This is a genomic window from Amycolatopsis sp. La24 (assembly GCF_029087445.1).
GTDB classification, from domain to species: Bacteria; Actinomycetota; Actinomycetes; order Mycobacteriales; family Pseudonocardiaceae; genus Amycolatopsis; species Amycolatopsis nivea.
In genome coordinates, this window is record NZ_JARACH010000003.1 from 70,511 (window position 1) to 85,682 (window position 15,172).

Genomic DNA, 15,172 nt, shown 5'->3' on the forward strand with positions numbered 1-15,172 from the left:
AGTGTCGTGCTCCGCGCGGGTGCGATCATGCCGCTGTCCCGTTGCCCTTGGAGAGGGGTTCGCCGGTGCTTGCCGAACAGGTCGAAAAACTGCTCGCCCAGCCGTTGCCGTGGCCGATCGTGCAGGCAGGCGACCCAGTGCTGCGCGCCGCCGCCCGTCCGTACGAGGGCGAACTGAGCGACGAACTGCTGTCTGGACTGATCGCGGGCATGAAGGAGACCATGCACGCGGCACCCGGCGTCGGTCTCGCGGCTCCGCAGATCGGCCTGTCGGTCCGGATCGCGGTGGTCGAGGACGGCGCCCGCGACCGCCCCGGCGTCGCTGAGTCCACGCTCGCCACCCGCGGGATCGTCCCGTTGCCGTTCCGCGTGCTGGTGAACCCCGAGTACACCCGAGTGGGCGACGAAACCGCCGCGTTCTTCGAAGGCTGCCTGAGCGTGCGCGGATGGCAGGCCGTCGTCGCGCGCCCCCTGCGGATCCGGCTCCGCGGCACCGACGAAACCGGTGCGGCCCTGGACGAGGAATTGTCCGGCTGGCCAGCACGAATCGTCCAACACGAGACCGACCATCTGCACGGGATCCTGTACCTGGACCGAGCCGAACTGCGCTCGCTGTCCACCCACGAAGCCGTCGCCCGCCGCTGGACCCAGCCGACCCCCGCCGACGCCGCCCGCGAACTGGGCTTCGACCTCCCCTGATTTCTCGCCGGCCCGTTTTTGTCGGTGCCCGCTGATACGTTCCTCCGCAGTTGCCCCGCCCGGGGCTCGCCACTGGGGAGGACCCTGATGAACTCGTTGCAAGACAAGGCAAATCTCTTCCGCGAACTGCACGCGACTGATGTTCTCGTGCTGCCCAACGCCTGGGACGCAGGCAGCGCAGTCGCCATCGAACGAGCCGGTGCCCCCGCGATCGCTACCACCAGCGGAGGCGTCTCCTGGGCCCTAGCCAGAGGCGACGGCCAGCACCTGTCGCGGGCGGAAATGCTGACCGTGATCGCCCAAATCGCCGCCGCCGTAAAAGTCCCAGTAACCGCCGACATTGAGGGCGGCTACGGCCTAGCCCCGTCAGCGGTCGCCGAAACCGTGCGAGGCGTGGTGGAGGCGGGCGCAGTCGGCGTGAACCTGGAAGACTCCCGCGCCGGAACCGCCACCCTCTTCACCCCCGATGAACAGGCAGAACGCTTCACCGCAGCCCGCGCCGCCGCCGCGACGGCCGGTCTGTCGGAACTGTGGATCAACGCCCGAACGGACGTGTACCTCTTCGGAATCGGCGAACCCACCGGCCGCTTCGACGACGTCCTCACCCGAGCCCGCGTCTACGCCGACGCCGGAGCGGACAGCATCTTCGTCCCCGGCTTGACGGACGTCGAAGTCCTCGCAGAACTGGCAAAGTCCTCGCCGATCCCGGTAAGCGCCATGGCGGGCCCCGGTGCACCCTCAGTGTCCGACCTGGCAGCCGCCGGGGTGCGCCGGGTGAGCGTAGGAACGTCCATCGCCCAGGCGGCCTACTCCCTCGCCCACCATGCTGCGGCAGAGGTGCTGAAGCAGGGGACTTACGGGGAGGTGACGGGTGCGCTGGACTTCGGAACGGTGAACGGCTGGTTCAACTGACCCTCGGCGGAGGACGGGAGCCGTTGGAGTGGGGTGCCGCGGGCAGGCGATCTGAGCAGGCGGGCGAGGCGAACTGGAGAGACAGGCGAGGCGAGCTGGGGCAGACGGGGGAGGTGAGCTGGGGCAGACGGGCGAGGCGGGACGCTGGCTTGCCCTCAATCCGAGCCGCCACTCACCCCACCCAAACCGCGATCCGGCCGCCCGGCTCGACTGCAACTCATCCCGCAACCAGCCGCCCAAGCCGCGGCCGACTCGCCCCGCAACCAGCCCCCCAAGCCGCGGCCGACTCACCCCGCAACCAACCACCCCAGCCGCAGCCAACTCGCCCCCCGACTCACCCCGCGACCAATCGCCTACCCCGCTCCAGTTCCAGCAACCTCCGCTTGCACTCCACCCCAGCCGCGTAGCCGGTCAGCGATCCGTTGCTGCCCAGCACCCGGTGGCACGGCACCACGATGCCGATGGGGTTCCGGCCGTTCGCCAGGCCGACCGCACGGGACGCCGTCGGGCGGCCGATCGACTCGGCCAGTTCTCGGTAGGTCGTCGTCTCGCCGTACGGGATCCGCAGGAGCGCCCGCCACACCGTCTCTTGGAAAGGAGTGCCGCTGAAAGCTAACGGAAGGTCGAACTCGACCCGATCCCCGGCGAAGTACTCGTTCAGCTTACGGGTCGCCGCGGCGAACGGGCGGTCGTCCCGGTCGCCGAAGGCGGCTCGGGGCGGGCGGTACTGCTCGTCGCCGATGTACAGGCCGGCCAGGCCGCCGTCTTGGGCCATGAGGGTCAGCGGGCCCTCGGGGCTGTCGATGACGGTGTGCACCACGGTCATGCCGATTCCTCAGCGGGGATCCGGTTGATCGGGTGGTCGCCGGTCGCCCACAGGTGCTGGACCGCGTACGCGCGCCAAGGCTGCCACCGGGCGGCGTGCGCGATCAAGGCGGCTGGACTTGTTGGCAGGCCTAGGATTTCGGCCGCGATCTTGACGCCCAGGTCGGTCGCGACGAAGGCGTCCGGGTCGCCGAGGGCGCGCATGGCGATGCTCTCGACGGTCCACGGGCCGAAGCCGGGCAGGGCGGCCAGTTGTGCGCGGGCGTGGACCCAATCGCCGCCGGCGGTCAGGTCGACGTCGCCGGAAACCAGGGCCGACACGAGGCCCAGCAGGGTCGCGCGGCGGGATTTCGGCATGGCTAGCGTTTCCGGGTCCAGTTCCGCCAGCGACTCGGGCGACGGGAACAGGTGCGTCAGGCCGCCTTCCCGGTCCTCGATCGGGGTGCCGTGCGCCAGGACCAGGCGCGCTGCGTGGGTGCGGGCGGCCGCGGTCGAGACCTGCTGGCCGAGGACTGCTCGCACGGCGAACTCGGCCGAGTCGGTCGTGCGCGGGACGCGCCTGCCGGGTGCGGCGGCGACCAGGGGAGCGAGGGTCGGGTCCGTGGCGAGCTGTTCGTCGACGGCTACCGGGTCGGCGTCCAGGTCCAGCAGCCAGCGGCAACGGCTGATCGCGGCGGCCAGGTCGCGCAGGTCGGTCAGGCTCAGGCGGCACGCGACGTGGTCCAGCTCCGGGCGGAGCGACACCACGCCGTGGCCGTGCGGCAGTCGCAGGGTGCGGCGGTAAGCGCCGTCGCGCCATTCCTCGACGCCCGGGACTGCGGTGGCGATCAGGTGCCCGAACAGGTTGTCCGGACACAGCGGCCGACGGAACGGGAGCCGCACCGACAGCACTCCCTGCGACTTGGTCCGCTTGCCGCCGCGGACGCGGGAGCGCAGTTCGCTCGGCGTCAGGGCGAAGACTGCCCGCACGGTTTCGTTGAACGTCCGGATGCTCGAAAACCCGGCCGCGTGCGCGATGTCGCTCATCGGCATCGTCGTGGTTTCGATCAGCAACCGGGCGGTCTCGGCACGCTGGGCCCGGGCGAGGGCGAGCGGACCCGCGCCCAGTTCGGCCTGCACCTGGCGTTCCACCTGCCGGACGCTGTACCCGAGTCGCGCGGCCAGCCCCTGCACGCCTTCGCGGTCGACGATCCCGTCGCCGATCAGGCGCATCGCGCGCGCCACCATGTCGGCGCGTTCGTTCCACAGCGGCGAACCGGGCGACGCGTCGGGCCGGCAGCGTTTGCAGGCGCGGAATCCGGCGGCCTGCGCGGCGGCGGCGCTCGGGTAGAAGCGCATGTTCTCGACCTTGGGCGGCACCACCGGGCAACTCGGGCGACAGTAAATCCCTGTGGTCAGCACCGCGGTGAAAAACCATCCGTCGAACCGGTCGTCTTTCGACTGCACCGCGCGGATACAGCGTTCGGTGTCCTCGTACACGCCGACCAGTCTGCCCCGCCTCGCGCGCGAAACCTCGCGAAAAAACGACATCACCCTGGCGGGGCAACCGGCTCCCGGTCCACCGCCCGCGTGTCGACGACCGACAACCCGCACACCAGCCCGGTCAGGCCCCGATGTCCCCGAGTGAAGACCATGAACACCAGATGCGCCAGCAGCCACAGCGACGTCCACCCGGAATCCAAGCCGACCAGGATGAAATAGCCGCCCGAACCGATCAGGAACCGGACGATCGACTGCAGTATCGACGGCGGTCGTCCGTCCGCGCGCACCACCGTCAGCAGAACCGCGCGCTGACCAGGCGTCGCGCCGTTGCCCGCCAGCGGCACGAGCAGCAGCAGGACCGCGGTGGGCACCCAGCGGCCGAGGACGTCGTCGATCAGCGTGTTGTTCTGCAGCGTGCCCTTCGTGACGTACTGGACCGCGAGCGCGATCATGCTCAGCACGACACCCACCAGCGTGACCGAAATCAGGTCGAGCACCATGCCGAGCAGCCGCCGCCGGGCGAGGACCGGGCGTGGTTCGTCGGCCGGACGCAGCCGTCCAGAGCGCCGCAGCACGGGCGCGAGAAGTGCGCCGACCCCCGCGCCGACGGTGTTGGTCAGCAGGTCGCCGGTGTCGAACAGCCGATACGGGCACTCCATCAGGAACCACACGCCGGTCAGCTGGGTCGTCTCGATGGCAAGGGACACGAAAAACCCAGTGACGATGGCGAAACCGATGCTCCGCCCGAACAATCGCCGCACGAACACGCCCCAGGGCACGAAAAACGCGACGTTGAACAACACCTGGCGCAGCGCGGGATTGTCCAGTAGCCCGGTGTTGAACTGCCGCATGTCCTCCAGGAACTGGAGCGGATTCCACACCGGGTGCCGCAGAGCTTCGTGCGTCGCGCAGTACGCCGCGTCCACGTCCGGCAGCGGCAAGAGCGTGTAGGTGACCAGCGCGAAGCAGTACACGAGGAACGCCGGCGCGGCGATCGCGCGCAGCAGGCCGAGTTCGCCGCGTTTGCGATAGCTGATCGCGACGTACGGAACCACCAGAACGAACGCCAGCCCGAACCCGGCGAACACGGCGATCAGCGTGGGACCGCTCCACTGAGTCATCGTTCCTCCACCCGGCGTGAGCGCACAGGCTAGCGGGCGGCAGTAACCTGGGCACGCGGGAAGGAGGAGCAGTGGACGACGACATCGAAGACAACGCCGACACCGGCGTGCTGGATCCTGAAGACACCCTGGAGGACGGCGACCCCTACGATGAGGGTTATTCGCCGCCGGAACGTCCACTCGCGACTCGCGACTGGGGCACCACCGCCGCGGAAGAAGCCGCCGGGGAAAGCTGGGCGGGCAGGCTGGCCCGCGAACTGCCGGACATCCGCGCGACCGACGGCGACGGTCTCGGCGACACCGACGACACCGACGGCGAACTCGTCGACGACGAGGTCGGCGACTTCCGCGCGGGCCGCCTGGTGGCCGCCAACGCGGGCTTCGGCCCGGACACCGAAGACGAGCTGTACGCGTCCGACATCGGCATCGACGGAGGCGCGGCCTCGGCGGAGGAAGCCGCGGTGCACGTCGTCAACCCGCGGGATTTGTGACCGGCCGGCAGCACCGGGACTAGTCCGCCGGATCCCCGATCCAGACCGACGCCGGAAGCACATACGGCCGCAGCAGCTTGACCAGTTCCGGGTCCCCGCCGCCGTGCAGGGTTTCCTCGGTGAGCCGCCGGGCGACTCCGGCCAGGAAATCGGCCAGCTGGACCCGCGGTTCGCACCGAGAGTCGACGAATCGCCACCGCGGCACCGGATCGAGCAGCTGGGCGAGCCGGGCCGGAGTGAGGGACGGCTGCTCGTCGTGGATGACCAGCTCTGGACGCCAGAACGCGATCGTGTCGGCGAGCGCGGGCATCAACGGGTCGATCGGCGAGACGAGACCAGGGTCGGCGAGGAGTTCGTCGCGCAGCGCGGTCACCTGCGGGCGAGCCGCGACTAGTTCGCCGAGGACGTCCGTCTGGGCGAAGAACTCGGCGGGGGTGGTCGCGGGGAGGCGGCGGTTCGAGGTGCGCAGCAGCCCGGTGAACGAGCGCAGGAATTCGGTCCAGCGCCGGGTGCCGTGAATGCGCGGGCCGTCTCGGTGCAAGGCGCGGGCGCGGCCGTCCGGACGGTGGCGCAGGCATTCCGGGTAGGGGGTCCGGTCGACGAGCAGGTCGACGATTTTGCCCGCGAGGAACAGGGTTTTGTCGACGAGCAGGACGCTGGCGGCGTCGGCGAGGGGTTCGGTGAGCAGCCACTCCAGGGCAGCGCGGTTCTTGGCGCGCAGGAGGTGGTTGGCTTTGTATTCGAGCGCGGGCGAACCGATGAATTCCCGCAGCCGCGCAACACATTCCGCGGCAGCCGCGGGCTCCAGCCGGACGGCGGCGTGCGCGAATACCGCGGTGTTCGCGCCGATCAGGTTCACGCCCTCGGAGCCGGACTCGTCGCACGCGATCGTCGGCGGCCGCACATACCCGATCCTGCCAGGTCCGCGGGGTGAGGGCGACCCCATTTCTCCAGGGAACCCCTGAGGTGGATTCCCGGATGTGCGGGCGGCCCCGGGCGTTTCACCATGAAGGGGACGGAGGGAGCCGGTCATGGTGCTCGTCGAGGAGGACGTACACGCACTGGACGACGTCCGGCGCGGGCTGGTGGTGGTCCACAACGGATTAGCCGGGGAATGCTACCTGTGGTCGGTCGGCGGGCGGGTCCCGCTGTGGGAGACGCAGGCGATGGACCGCTTGCGCCGCCGGGGCCTGGTGAGAATCGCCCGCCGCCGAGGGGCGCCGGCGAGCCCGGTCGTGCTGACGGATCTCGGTGTTGCCGCCGCTTGAGTCCTTTGTGGACTGACTGGCTCGGCGGGGCGGGCCGGTCAGCTGGGCGGTTGAACGGCAGCTGGGGTGAAGGTGCTGGGCGGTGGGTGACCGCCGTCGTGCTCTGCCGAGACCTGGCCTGATGCGATGGCCGCCAGTACGACTCGCCACCGTTCGGAGCTGGAATAGCCGCGAAGGCCGTGGCGCGCGAACTGCAGCGCAAGTCGCCGTGGTCGAGCAACCTCAACTGCTCCGGAACAAACCGCAGCACAGCTCACCCCGGACCATGCAACCCATCCCGTCGGAGCCGCGAGGGCCGGGAACGAAACAGCCCCAGGGTGCCCCGGAGCCGCCGGGAGGGCGGTGTGCGCAGCGCTCCCGGCGGCTCCAGGGCGGTCGGGCGGCCGGGGCGGTGATCCCAGTGCACGACACCGGCGTGCGCCGACCTGGTGAGCAAGCCTTCCGGCTGGATCAGTTGCGAACTTAGCCCAGGTACGGGGCCCGCAGGGGGCGCGTTCCCCGATCGTGTCGGCGGAACCACGCTGGTGGGCGGGTATCGATCGGGGAGTCGCCGCGAGGGCGGACGCGGTGCCGGGAGGGGCGGGGACTGCCGCGGTCGGGGAGCGGCTGCCCAGTGCGGAAGCGGCACCAGGAAAACCGGCCCGCGCCGATCGCGGAGCCGCCGCCCACTGCGGAAGCGGCACCAGGACAACCGGGCCCCGCGCCGATCGGCTAAGCGGCACCAGAGCCGTTCGGCGCGTCAGGAACGAGGAGCCGTCGGCACCGGGCAACAAGCAACACACCTCGGCTGCGCGACAATCGGGCCCGACCGGGGGGATGATCGGGGGCATGGCCGGGTTCAGGGCCCGTCACCGGCGGGCGGTTGCGGACGAGGCGCTGGTCCGCGCGCTTTTCGAGGAGCACGGGCGGGCGATGCTCGCCTACGCCACCCGGCTGCTCGGCGACCGCGCGGCGGCGGAGGACGTGGTGCAGGAGGCGCTGGTCCGCGCGTGGCGGAGTCCGGACAGCCTGGTCAACGGGCGCGGGTCGGTGCGCGGGTGGTTGCTCACCGTCGTGCGGAACCTGGTGATCGACCGGTTCCGGGCGAAGGAGGCGCGGCCGCAGGAGGTGGCCGAGTCGCCGTCGGGCGGGCCGGTCGAGCGGGATCATGCCGATCAGGTCGTCGACTCGATGGTGGTGCTCGCCGCGCTCGACGGGCTTTCTCCGGAGCATCGCGAGGTGCTCGAGCAGATGTATCTGCAGGGGCGCAGCGTCGCGGAGGCGGCGGAGCGGCTAGGGATTCCGCCGGGCACGGTCAAGTCCCGCTCGTATTACGGGTTGCGGGCGTTGCGGGAAGAGTTCCGGCGAGCGGAAGGGGTGGCCGGATGAACACAGCCGACGAGCACGTCGACCTGGCGGGGTACCTGACCGGTCAGCTCGCCTCGGGCGAGCAGCGCGACGTCGAGGCGCATCTGGACGGCTGCGAGCGCTGCCGGGCGGAGGCCGCGTCTCTGCGGGAGGTGCAGAGTTTCCTCGGCGAATTGCCGCCGGAGGCGTTGCTGGACGGGCCGCCGGTGGGTGCGGATCTGGTGATGCAGCGGACCGTCGACCGGGTTCGCGCGGAGTCGAGCGCGCGGGCTGGGCGGGGGTGGTCGATGGCGATCGTCGCCGCGGTCGTGGTGGCTGCGGTCGCGTTGGGCGTCGGGGTGATGGTGGGGCGGAGTTCGTCCGGGCCCGCGGTGGCGGTGCCGACTACGCCGCCGCCGACCAGCGCGGTTCCTGGCACGCGAGTCGTTTCCGGTGCGGATGCCAGCGGCAAGACCCGGCTGACCGCGAACATCGTCCCGCAAACCGGCTGGGTGCGCGTGGACGGTTCGGTGACGGGCATTCCGGCTGGGCAGAAATGCCTGCTCGTCGTGCTGAGCAAGAACGGCGAGCGGCAGGTCGCGGGCGGCTGGATGGTCTCGGAGCGGGCGGCGCGGGACGGCGCGTACCTCTACGGCACGGCGGTGATCGATCCGGCTCAGGTGGCGGCGGTGGTCATCGAGAACACCGCCGGGCACCGGTTCGTGGAGGCGGACGTCAGCTGAACCGCCGGTCGAGCCATTCGCGGGCGGACTGCCACGGCTCGTCGGCCGGGTCGATCAGGCGGAAGTGGTCGACGCCGGGAAGTTCGACGTAGTCCACGTCGTCGCCGGCCGCTTTCGCCGCGGCGACGTAGTCGCGGCTGTGCGCTGCCGGGACCCGGACGTCGGCGTCGCCTTGCACGACCAGTTGCGGGCAGGCGAGCGGGAGCTGCTGGATCGGCGACGCCGCGGGGTCGTCGCCAGTCAGGAACAGCCCGGCGGCGCCTTCGCCCAGTTCTTCGGCCCGGGCGCGCGGGACGTCGGTGATCGGGGCCAGTGCGACGACCCCGGAAAGTCCGCCGGCCAGCAGCGCCAGATGTCCGCCCGCGGAGTGTCCGATCGCGACCGTCGGCAGCTCGGCCGGTCGTTCGACGGCGGCGATCGCGGCGCGCACGTCCTCCAGGGTTCGCGGCCAGCCGCCGGTGCCGCCGTCGATGCGGCGGTACTCGACGTTCGCCACGTACCAGCCCGCGGCGACCAGGTCGGCGGCCATCGGGTCGAGCTGGTGCAGGTCGTGCCGGGCGCGCCACCATCCGCCGTGGAGCAGGATCGCGGTGCCCCGCCCGCCCGGGGTGCCGTGGAGTTCGACGAACTGGCTGGGCTCGCTGCCGTAGCGGAGGGTCTCCATGCTGGCCATTAGATCACCATCGCGCCAGCCGTTCGTGCACTCGTGCCAGCCCTTCGTGCGCCGCGCGATACGCCTCGTACAGGCCGGTCAGGTTCGTGTCGGGCGTGAAGGTGCGCTCGACGGCGACGGTCGCGGCCGCGGCGGTTTCGACGTCCGGGTACCGGCCCGCGCCGACTGCGCCGAGCAGGGCAGCGCCGAGTGCGGCGCTGTCGTGCACGCGGAGGCGTTCGACGGGGCGGGACAGCGCGTCGGCGTGGAGCTGGGTCCAGAGGTCGCTGCGTGCGCCGCCGCCGGAGAACGTCACCGACGGAAGGGTTTCGCCGCAGGCTTCTTCGACGGTTTCCAGCACGTGCCGTGCGGAGAACGCGACTCCGGTGAGGACGGCTCGCGACAGGTCCGCGGTGGTGGTGGACGAGGTCAGCCCGAGGAAGCTGCCGCGTAGATCCGGATCCCACAGCGGGGCGCGTTCGCCTTGCAGGTGCGGCAGGAAAACCACTCCGGGCCTGCCGTCCGCGGCGGAAGCGAACACGTCCGGCACGGACAGTCCGGACGCTCGGCTCCACCAGCGCACCGCGTCGCCCGCTGCTTGCGTTGGTCCGGCGTGCACGACGAGGTCGCCGCGGGGCGGGAAGGTGACCAGGCCGCGGACCGATTCGTGCCGGTGCGAGGCGGCCGCGACGACCAGCGACGTTCCGCAGGTGACCATGGCGCGGCCGGGTTCTGTTGTGCGGGTACCGAAAACGGCGCCGAACGCGTCCATGGTCCCGACGACAACCGGGGCGTCGCCCAGTACGGCAGCGTGGCCGAGGGGTTCCTCGGGAGCGAGCAGTTCCGGCAGCCGGTCGCCGAGTCCGTCCACGAGCGCGACCGCTTCGGGCAGATAACCCGACGCGCCCGCGATGCGCACGCCGGACAGCAGGTCGGTCGCGACGCGTCCGGTGAGCCGCGCGCCGATGAAGTCCTTGGGGCTCAGCATCCATCGCGCACGGGACCACAGCTCCGGTTGCTCGCGCGCGAACCACGCGGCGCGGGCCCCGGCGAACGACGCATCGAGCACGATCGGCCCGCCCCAGATGCGTTTTTTGTCGTCGTCGGTGAAGCGTGCGTCGAGTTCCGCGGCGAGGTCGGCGCAGCGCTGGTCCTGCCAGATCACCGCCGGGGTGAGCGGCCGCAGATCTCGGTCGACGAGGAGGTGGGTGTTGACCTGGCTGACGATCCCGGCCGCGCGCACCGCACCGGCGGGGAGTCCGGAAAGGACCGTGTCGAGCGCGGTTTCCGTTGCGTGCCACCAGTCTTCCGGGTCCTGTTCGGCCCAGCCGGGACGCGGCCGCGCGATCGGGTAGGGCACCGAGTGCGCCGCGAGTTCCCGGCCGTCCGGCGCGAACGCCGCGACTTTCACCGCGGTCGTGCCGACGTCGATGCCGAGCAGAGCTTCTTCGTCCATGCCACAGGGGTACCAGGAATTCGCTACCGTCGGAGCATGACCTCTGCCGCGGAGAATTACCTGCGCGAGTACCACGATCGCAAACCGGACGCGATGTCCGTGCTGATCGAGTCCGGCCGGGTGACCGGGGACGGCCGGACGAGTTACGAGGTGCTGGCCGACCGGGTCGCGCCCGCGCGCCGGGTGCTCGATCTCGGCTGCGGCGACGGTGCGCTGCTGGCCGTTTTCGCCCGCCGTGGCGCGGAAAAGCTCGCTGGTGTCGACCTGTCCGCGGGGCAGCTGGACCTTGCCCGGCAACGGCCCGAACTGGCCGACGCGAGGCTGCATCACGGTCGCGCGCAGGAGCTGCCATTCGAGGACGACAGTTACGACGCGGCTGTGTCGCACATGGCCTTCATGCTCATGGACGACCCCGAGGCGGTCGCCGCCGAGCTCGCGCGGGTGCTGGTTTCGCGCGGGACCTTCGCGGTGGTCGTCGGCGGTCCTGAATCGACGGGTGCGACGCCGGTGTTTCTCGAATTGGCCCGGCCGTTGTTCCGCGAGGTGCCCGAGGAACGACGGGCGACCTACACCGCCGAGCGGCGCACATCGAACCGCGAGGGGATTGACGAGGTGCTCGCTCCGGCAGGGTTCGCGCCGGTTTCCTGGGAGCCGTACGAGATCGACCTGACCGCCGCGCCGGACGAGGTGTGGACGTTGTGCTGTGAATCGTATTACTCGACCGACACCCTCGATGCCGCCCAACTGGCCCGGCTCCGCTCGGCCTTCTTCGCCGAAACTGAGCACCTGCGCACCGAGGACGGCCTCCTTCCGGCGGGGCTGTGCGTCAACCTGGCGAAAACGGAACTGCTGAAGTGACCGTTCGCGCTACCGTCTCGGACATGATGACGCCTGCCGAAGAGTTCCTCCGCGATTTTCACGACCGGAACCCGGCAGCCGCGTCCGAACTGGCCGAGCGGGGCCGGGTCGACGGACGCTCGGTGTACGAGGCGTTCGCCGACCACGTCGGCACGCCGGACAGCGTGCTCGACCTCGGCTGCGGGGACGGCGCGCTGCTGGCGGTGCTCGCCGGTCGCGGTACCGGAAAGCTCGCCGGCATCGACCTTTCCGCCAAGCAGCTGGAGGTCGCGCGCGGCCGGACTGGGCTCGCCGACGCGGACCTGCGACCCGGCCGCGCGCAGGAGCTGCCGTTCGAGGACGACAGCTACGACGCGGTCGTGTCGCACATGGCGCTGATGCTCATGTCCGACGTCGAGAAGGTGATCGCCGAGACCGCCCGCGTGCTGCGGCCCGGCGGCGCCTTCGTGATCGGCGTGGGCGGCGGCGGGACCGACGCCCTCGAGGTGTTCCTGAAGGTCGCCCGGCCGCTCTTCGCGGTAGTGGCCGAAGACCGGCAGGTGCCGACCTCCGGCGACCCGCGCAGCCGCACCCGCGAAGGCCTCGACGCGCTGCTCGGCCCGGCCGGATTCGCGCCGGTCGAATGGCACCAGCTGCGGGTGGACCTCTCCGGCACGCCGGATTCGGTCTGGCAGACCTGCCACGACACCTACTACCAGGTCGAAGCCCTGGACGAGACGCAGTTGCTGGGACTGCGGACCGCGTTCAAGGTGGCGTCCCGGCCGCTGGTGACCCCGGACGGCACGCTCCCGGCCGGGGCACTCGTCAACGTGGCGACGACACGGCTGACCTGACCGGTGCGCCGAACCACTGCGTGAGCGCGGTTCGCAGCGCTTCGACGTCCGGCTCGGCGTCGGTGGAGGACCAGGCGACGTAACCGTCCGGACGGATGAGCAGCGCGGTGGGTGCGTCGCCGGTCGCCGTGGTGGACACGGTGGTGACGCGGTCTTCCCATGGGGCGGCGACGTCGGCGAGCGCCGCGCCGGGTGTCAGGTCCAGCAGTACCGGGCGCGCGGCTTGGTACGCGGCGGTCAGCGGGCCTGGGTCGGCGAGCGGCAAGTCGGGCGCCCACCGGCCGCTGTCCGGGTCGGTGCCGTAGTGGATGTCCGCGCCGGACATCAGATCGGCGATGTGCTGCCGCGTATCCGGAGAGTCGAGCAGTTCGACGAAGAATTCGCGCAGTGCGGTGACTTCCGGCCCGGGCGCGACGAGCGCGCTCTGCGCCTGGGTGTGCATCACGACGCGCTCGCTCACCGGACGGCGTTCGGCCTCGTAGCTGTCGAGCAGCCCCGGCGGAGCCCAGCCCCGCACCTCCGCGGCGAGCTTCCACGCGAGGTTCGCCGCGTCCTGCAGACCGAGGTTGAGCCCCGGGCCGCCGAGCGCGGAATGCACGTGGGCCGCGTCGCCGACCAGCAGCACCCGGCCCCGCCGGTAGGTCTCGGCGATCCGGGTGTTGCCGCCGGACAGCCTGCGCAGCAGGAACGGACCGGGCCCGGAAGGCGGTTCGAGCGGCAGATCGGCCCCGAGCACCCGCTGCACGCTCGCGCGCAGTTCTTCCATGGTCAGCGGATCGTCCTCGGCGAAATCGGCGGCGCCGCTGTGTTCGGTGACTGACAGCGCCGGGTTCGCCGGATCGAACGGCGCGAACACGAACAACCCGGTTTCCGTGCGGTGGTGCTGGAACGGCGGGATGACGCCGGTCTCCAGCTTCAGCCCTCCGGTCACCGGATCGACGAAGGACTGCGGAATCCGCACATTCGCGCTGCGGGACACCGTTTCGTCCCAGCTGACGCCGGGGAAGTCGATCCCGGCGAGCTTGCGCACCGTGCTGCGTCCGCCGTCCGCACCGACCAGGTACTCGGCACCGAGTTCGTAGGGCCCGTCCGGTCCCTGCACCTGCACGGTCACCGAATTCTCGTCCTGGGTGAAGCCGGTGATTTCGTGGCCGCGGCGGAGATCGGCGCCGAGCGCGCGGACGTGCTCGATCAGCATCTGCTCCAGTTCGTGCTGCGGCTTCGGCAGGATGTACATCGGATTTCTGGGCAGATCGGCGAATTCGACCGGGAACGCGCCGAAGACGAACCTCGGGACCGGCGTGGGTTCGGGGACCTCGGCGAGCTTCTCGAACAGCCCGCGCCGGTGCAGCAGTGGCACCACCTGGCCGACGAGACCGTTGGCACGGCGCACCCCGTCAGGTTCGGCGAGCCGTTCCAGGACGATGGGGCGGACCCCGGCGAGGCAGAGTTCGGCGGCGAGCATCAGGCCGTTCGGCCCGGCGCCCGCGATGACGATGTCGGACATGGGGATCTCCTTGCGGGATCAGGGAAGCACCTCGGCGAGCGTGTCGAACGCCCGGTGCACGATGGCGGTCAGGTCCGCGGACGGGGCGGTGCGCAGCCACTCCTGGATGACTGCCCGCAGCACGCCGCCCGCGGTGGTGGCGATGAGCTGGACGCGGAGATCGTGGACGTCCGCGCCGAGGCGTTCCGCGATCGCCTCGGCCAGTGCTTCTTCGGCCGCGACATTGGCTTTGAGGAATTCGCCCGCCAGCGCGGGTTCGGCGATCATGACCTGGACGCCTGCCGTCCATTGCGGATCGTTGCCGCCGCCGGGGGAGGTGCCGCGGTCGGCGTCGAGCTGCATGAGCGACGCCTCCCGCAGCGCGGTCCACAGCGGTTCCGACGCCGGGCGCGCGCGGAGGTGATCAGCGATCCCGCGAGCCCGGTCCTGGTGCCGGGCGACGATCGCTTCGGCCTTGCTGGAGAAGTAGTTGTTGACGGTGCGCGGCGAAACTCCCGCTTCGCGGGCGATGTCCTCGATTGTCACGTTCGACAGACCGCGCTCGACTGTGAGCCGGACTGCCGCCCAGGAGATGTCGACCCGGGTCTCTTGGCGGCGGCGGTCTCGCAGGTTCGGTCGCTCGGTCATGAGACCACCATAGCGCGCTACTTGCGCGACGCGCAAAGTTTGCGTGTTACGCAAGTTTGAGGGCACGAAGAAGCCCGGGGCACGGATGCCCCGGGCTTCGCCGACGCGTCAGTCCTTCGTGCTCTTGAACGCGTCCTTGACCTTCTCGGCGGCCTGCTTGAGGTTGCCCTTGCCCTGCTCCGCCTTGCCTTCGGCCTGCCACTGCTCGTTGTCCGTGGCGTTGCCTACGGCTTCCTTGGCGCGGCCCTTGAGCTCTTCGGCCTTGTTCTCGGCTTTGTCGTTCACGATGGGTCCTCCCTTTCGTGCCTCGCGCTTCGGCTACCCGCTCTGCCGGGCGCCAAACTCGCGAATCGGTGCCCGGCGCGAACCGCCT

Annotated in this window: 17 protein-coding genes; 8 read left to right on the forward strand and 9 right to left on the reverse strand. The window is 70.8% G+C overall.

The window, feature by feature from the left end; translation table 11 throughout:
- Window positions 1–65: 65 nt before the first annotated feature.
- Together PUT80_RS05755 and PUT80_RS05760 are read left to right on the forward strand one after the other, a co-directional pair.
- Window positions 66–698, forward strand: coding sequence for a peptide deformylase (locus PUT80_RS05755; RefSeq protein WP_238604560.1), 633 nt, complete (start codon window positions 66–68; stop codon window positions 696–698).
- 87 nt (window positions 699–785) lie between these two features.
- Window positions 786–1,610 carry an isocitrate lyase/phosphoenolpyruvate mutase family protein gene (locus PUT80_RS05760; RefSeq protein ID WP_275291296.1) on the forward strand — a complete coding sequence of 275 codons (825 nt, stop codon included), beginning with the start codon at window positions 786–788 and terminating at the stop codon, window positions 1,608–1,610.
- 334 nt (window positions 1,611–1,944) lie between these two features.
- Here the strand turns inward: PUT80_RS05760 and PUT80_RS05765 are convergent, their stop codons facing one another.
- Genes PUT80_RS05765 through PUT80_RS05775 form a run of 3 tightly spaced genes read right to left on the reverse strand, consistent with a single transcriptional unit; the run spans window position 1,945 to window position 5,038 of the window.
- Complete coding sequence (locus PUT80_RS05765; protein ID WP_275291297.1) at window positions 1,945–2,436, reverse strand: methylated-DNA--[protein]-cysteine S-methyltransferase; 492 nt, start codon at window positions 2,434–2,436, stop codon at window positions 1,945–1,947.
- Window positions 2,433–3,914 (reverse strand): AlkA N-terminal domain-containing protein, encoded by a 1,482-nt coding sequence (locus PUT80_RS05770; RefSeq protein ID WP_238604563.1) that lies wholly within the window; start codon window positions 3,912–3,914, stop codon window positions 2,433–2,435. Before PUT80_RS05770 ends, PUT80_RS05765 begins: the two co-directional genes overlap by 4 nt.
- Before the next feature lie 50 nt (window positions 3,915–3,964).
- On the reverse strand, window positions 3,965–5,038 hold the full coding sequence (locus PUT80_RS05775; protein ID WP_275291299.1) for a VanZ family protein: 1,074 nt from the start codon (window positions 5,036–5,038) through the stop codon (window positions 3,965–3,967).
- A gap of 71 nt (window positions 5,039–5,109) precedes the next feature.
- On the opposite strand from PUT80_RS05775, the gene PUT80_RS05780 reads away from it, so the two are divergent.
- Window positions 5,110–5,529, forward strand: coding sequence for a DUF5709 domain-containing protein (locus PUT80_RS05780; protein WP_037810600.1), 420 nt, complete (start codon window positions 5,110–5,112; stop codon window positions 5,527–5,529).
- 19 nt (window positions 5,530–5,548) lie between these two features.
- Here PUT80_RS05780 and PUT80_RS05785 read toward each other — a convergent pair whose 3' ends face one another.
- Window positions 5,549–6,433 carry a hypothetical protein gene (locus PUT80_RS05785; protein WP_275291300.1) on the reverse strand — a complete coding sequence of 295 codons (885 nt, stop codon included), beginning with the start codon at window positions 6,431–6,433 and terminating at the stop codon, window positions 5,549–5,551.
- Window positions 6,434–6,560: 127 nt separating this feature from the next.
- Between PUT80_RS05785 and PUT80_RS05790 the strand changes: the two genes are divergently transcribed.
- The 3 genes from PUT80_RS05790 to PUT80_RS05800 all read left to right on the forward strand — a co-directional run bounded on the left by PUT80_RS05790 (window position 6,561) and on the right by PUT80_RS05800 (window position 8,866).
- Window positions 6,561–6,797 (forward strand): hypothetical protein, encoded by a 237-nt coding sequence (locus tag PUT80_RS05790; protein ID WP_043836823.1) that lies wholly within the window; start codon window positions 6,561–6,563, stop codon window positions 6,795–6,797.
- A gap of 828 nt (window positions 6,798–7,625) precedes the next feature.
- Complete coding sequence (locus tag PUT80_RS05795) at window positions 7,626–8,165, forward strand: sigma-70 family RNA polymerase sigma factor (RefSeq protein ID WP_037810598.1); 540 nt, start codon at window positions 7,626–7,628, stop codon at window positions 8,163–8,165.
- A complete protein-coding gene (locus tag PUT80_RS05800) occupies window positions 8,162–8,866 on the forward strand; it encodes a zf-HC2 domain-containing protein (protein WP_275291303.1) in 705 nt (234 codons plus the stop codon). Before PUT80_RS05795 ends, PUT80_RS05800 begins: the two co-directional genes overlap by 4 nt.
- Here PUT80_RS05800 and PUT80_RS05805 read toward each other — a convergent pair.
- Both PUT80_RS05805 and PUT80_RS05810 read right to left on the reverse strand, forming a co-directional pair.
- Window positions 8,859–9,539 (reverse strand): alpha/beta fold hydrolase, encoded by a 681-nt coding sequence (locus tag PUT80_RS05805; RefSeq protein WP_275291304.1) that lies wholly within the window; start codon window positions 9,537–9,539, stop codon window positions 8,859–8,861. The two genes, PUT80_RS05800 and PUT80_RS05805, sit on opposite strands and share 8 nt — an antisense overlap.
- A gap of 4 nt (window positions 9,540–9,543) precedes the next feature.
- Window positions 9,544–10,974 carry an FGGY-family carbohydrate kinase gene (locus PUT80_RS05810; protein ID WP_275291305.1) on the reverse strand — a complete coding sequence of 477 codons (1,431 nt, stop codon included), beginning with the start codon at window positions 10,972–10,974 and terminating at the stop codon, window positions 9,544–9,546.
- A gap of 36 nt (window positions 10,975–11,010) precedes the next feature.
- On the opposite strand from PUT80_RS05810, the gene PUT80_RS05815 reads away from it, so the two are divergent.
- Both PUT80_RS05815 and PUT80_RS05820 read left to right on the forward strand, forming a co-directional pair.
- Window positions 11,011–11,832, forward strand: a complete 822-nt coding sequence (locus PUT80_RS05815; RefSeq protein WP_275291306.1) for a methyltransferase domain-containing protein — start codon at window positions 11,011–11,013, stop codon at window positions 11,830–11,832.
- Window positions 11,833–11,855: 23 nt separating this feature from the next.
- The gene (locus PUT80_RS05820; RefSeq protein ID WP_275291307.1) at window positions 11,856–12,665 is read left to right on the forward strand and encodes a class I SAM-dependent methyltransferase; all 810 of its coding nucleotides are present in this window, start codon (window positions 11,856–11,858) and stop codon (window positions 12,663–12,665) included.
- Here PUT80_RS05820 and PUT80_RS05825 read toward each other — a convergent pair.
- The 3 genes from PUT80_RS05825 to PUT80_RS05835 all read right to left on the reverse strand — a co-directional run bounded on the left by PUT80_RS05825 (window position 12,637) and on the right by PUT80_RS05835 (window position 15,084).
- Complete coding sequence (locus PUT80_RS05825; protein ID WP_275291308.1) at window positions 12,637–14,172, reverse strand: FAD-dependent monooxygenase; 1,536 nt, start codon at window positions 14,170–14,172, stop codon at window positions 12,637–12,639. The genes PUT80_RS05820 and PUT80_RS05825 overlap by 29 nt on opposite strands.
- 18 nt (window positions 14,173–14,190) lie before the next feature.
- On the reverse strand, window positions 14,191–14,799 hold the full coding sequence (locus tag PUT80_RS05830; protein ID WP_037810592.1) for a TetR family transcriptional regulator: 609 nt from the start codon (window positions 14,797–14,799) through the stop codon (window positions 14,191–14,193).
- Between the two features lie 108 nt (window positions 14,800–14,907).
- Complete coding sequence (locus tag PUT80_RS05835) at window positions 14,908–15,084, reverse strand: CsbD family protein (RefSeq protein ID WP_009082264.1); 177 nt, start codon at window positions 15,082–15,084, stop codon at window positions 14,908–14,910.
- Window positions 15,085–15,172 lie beyond the last annotated feature (88 nt).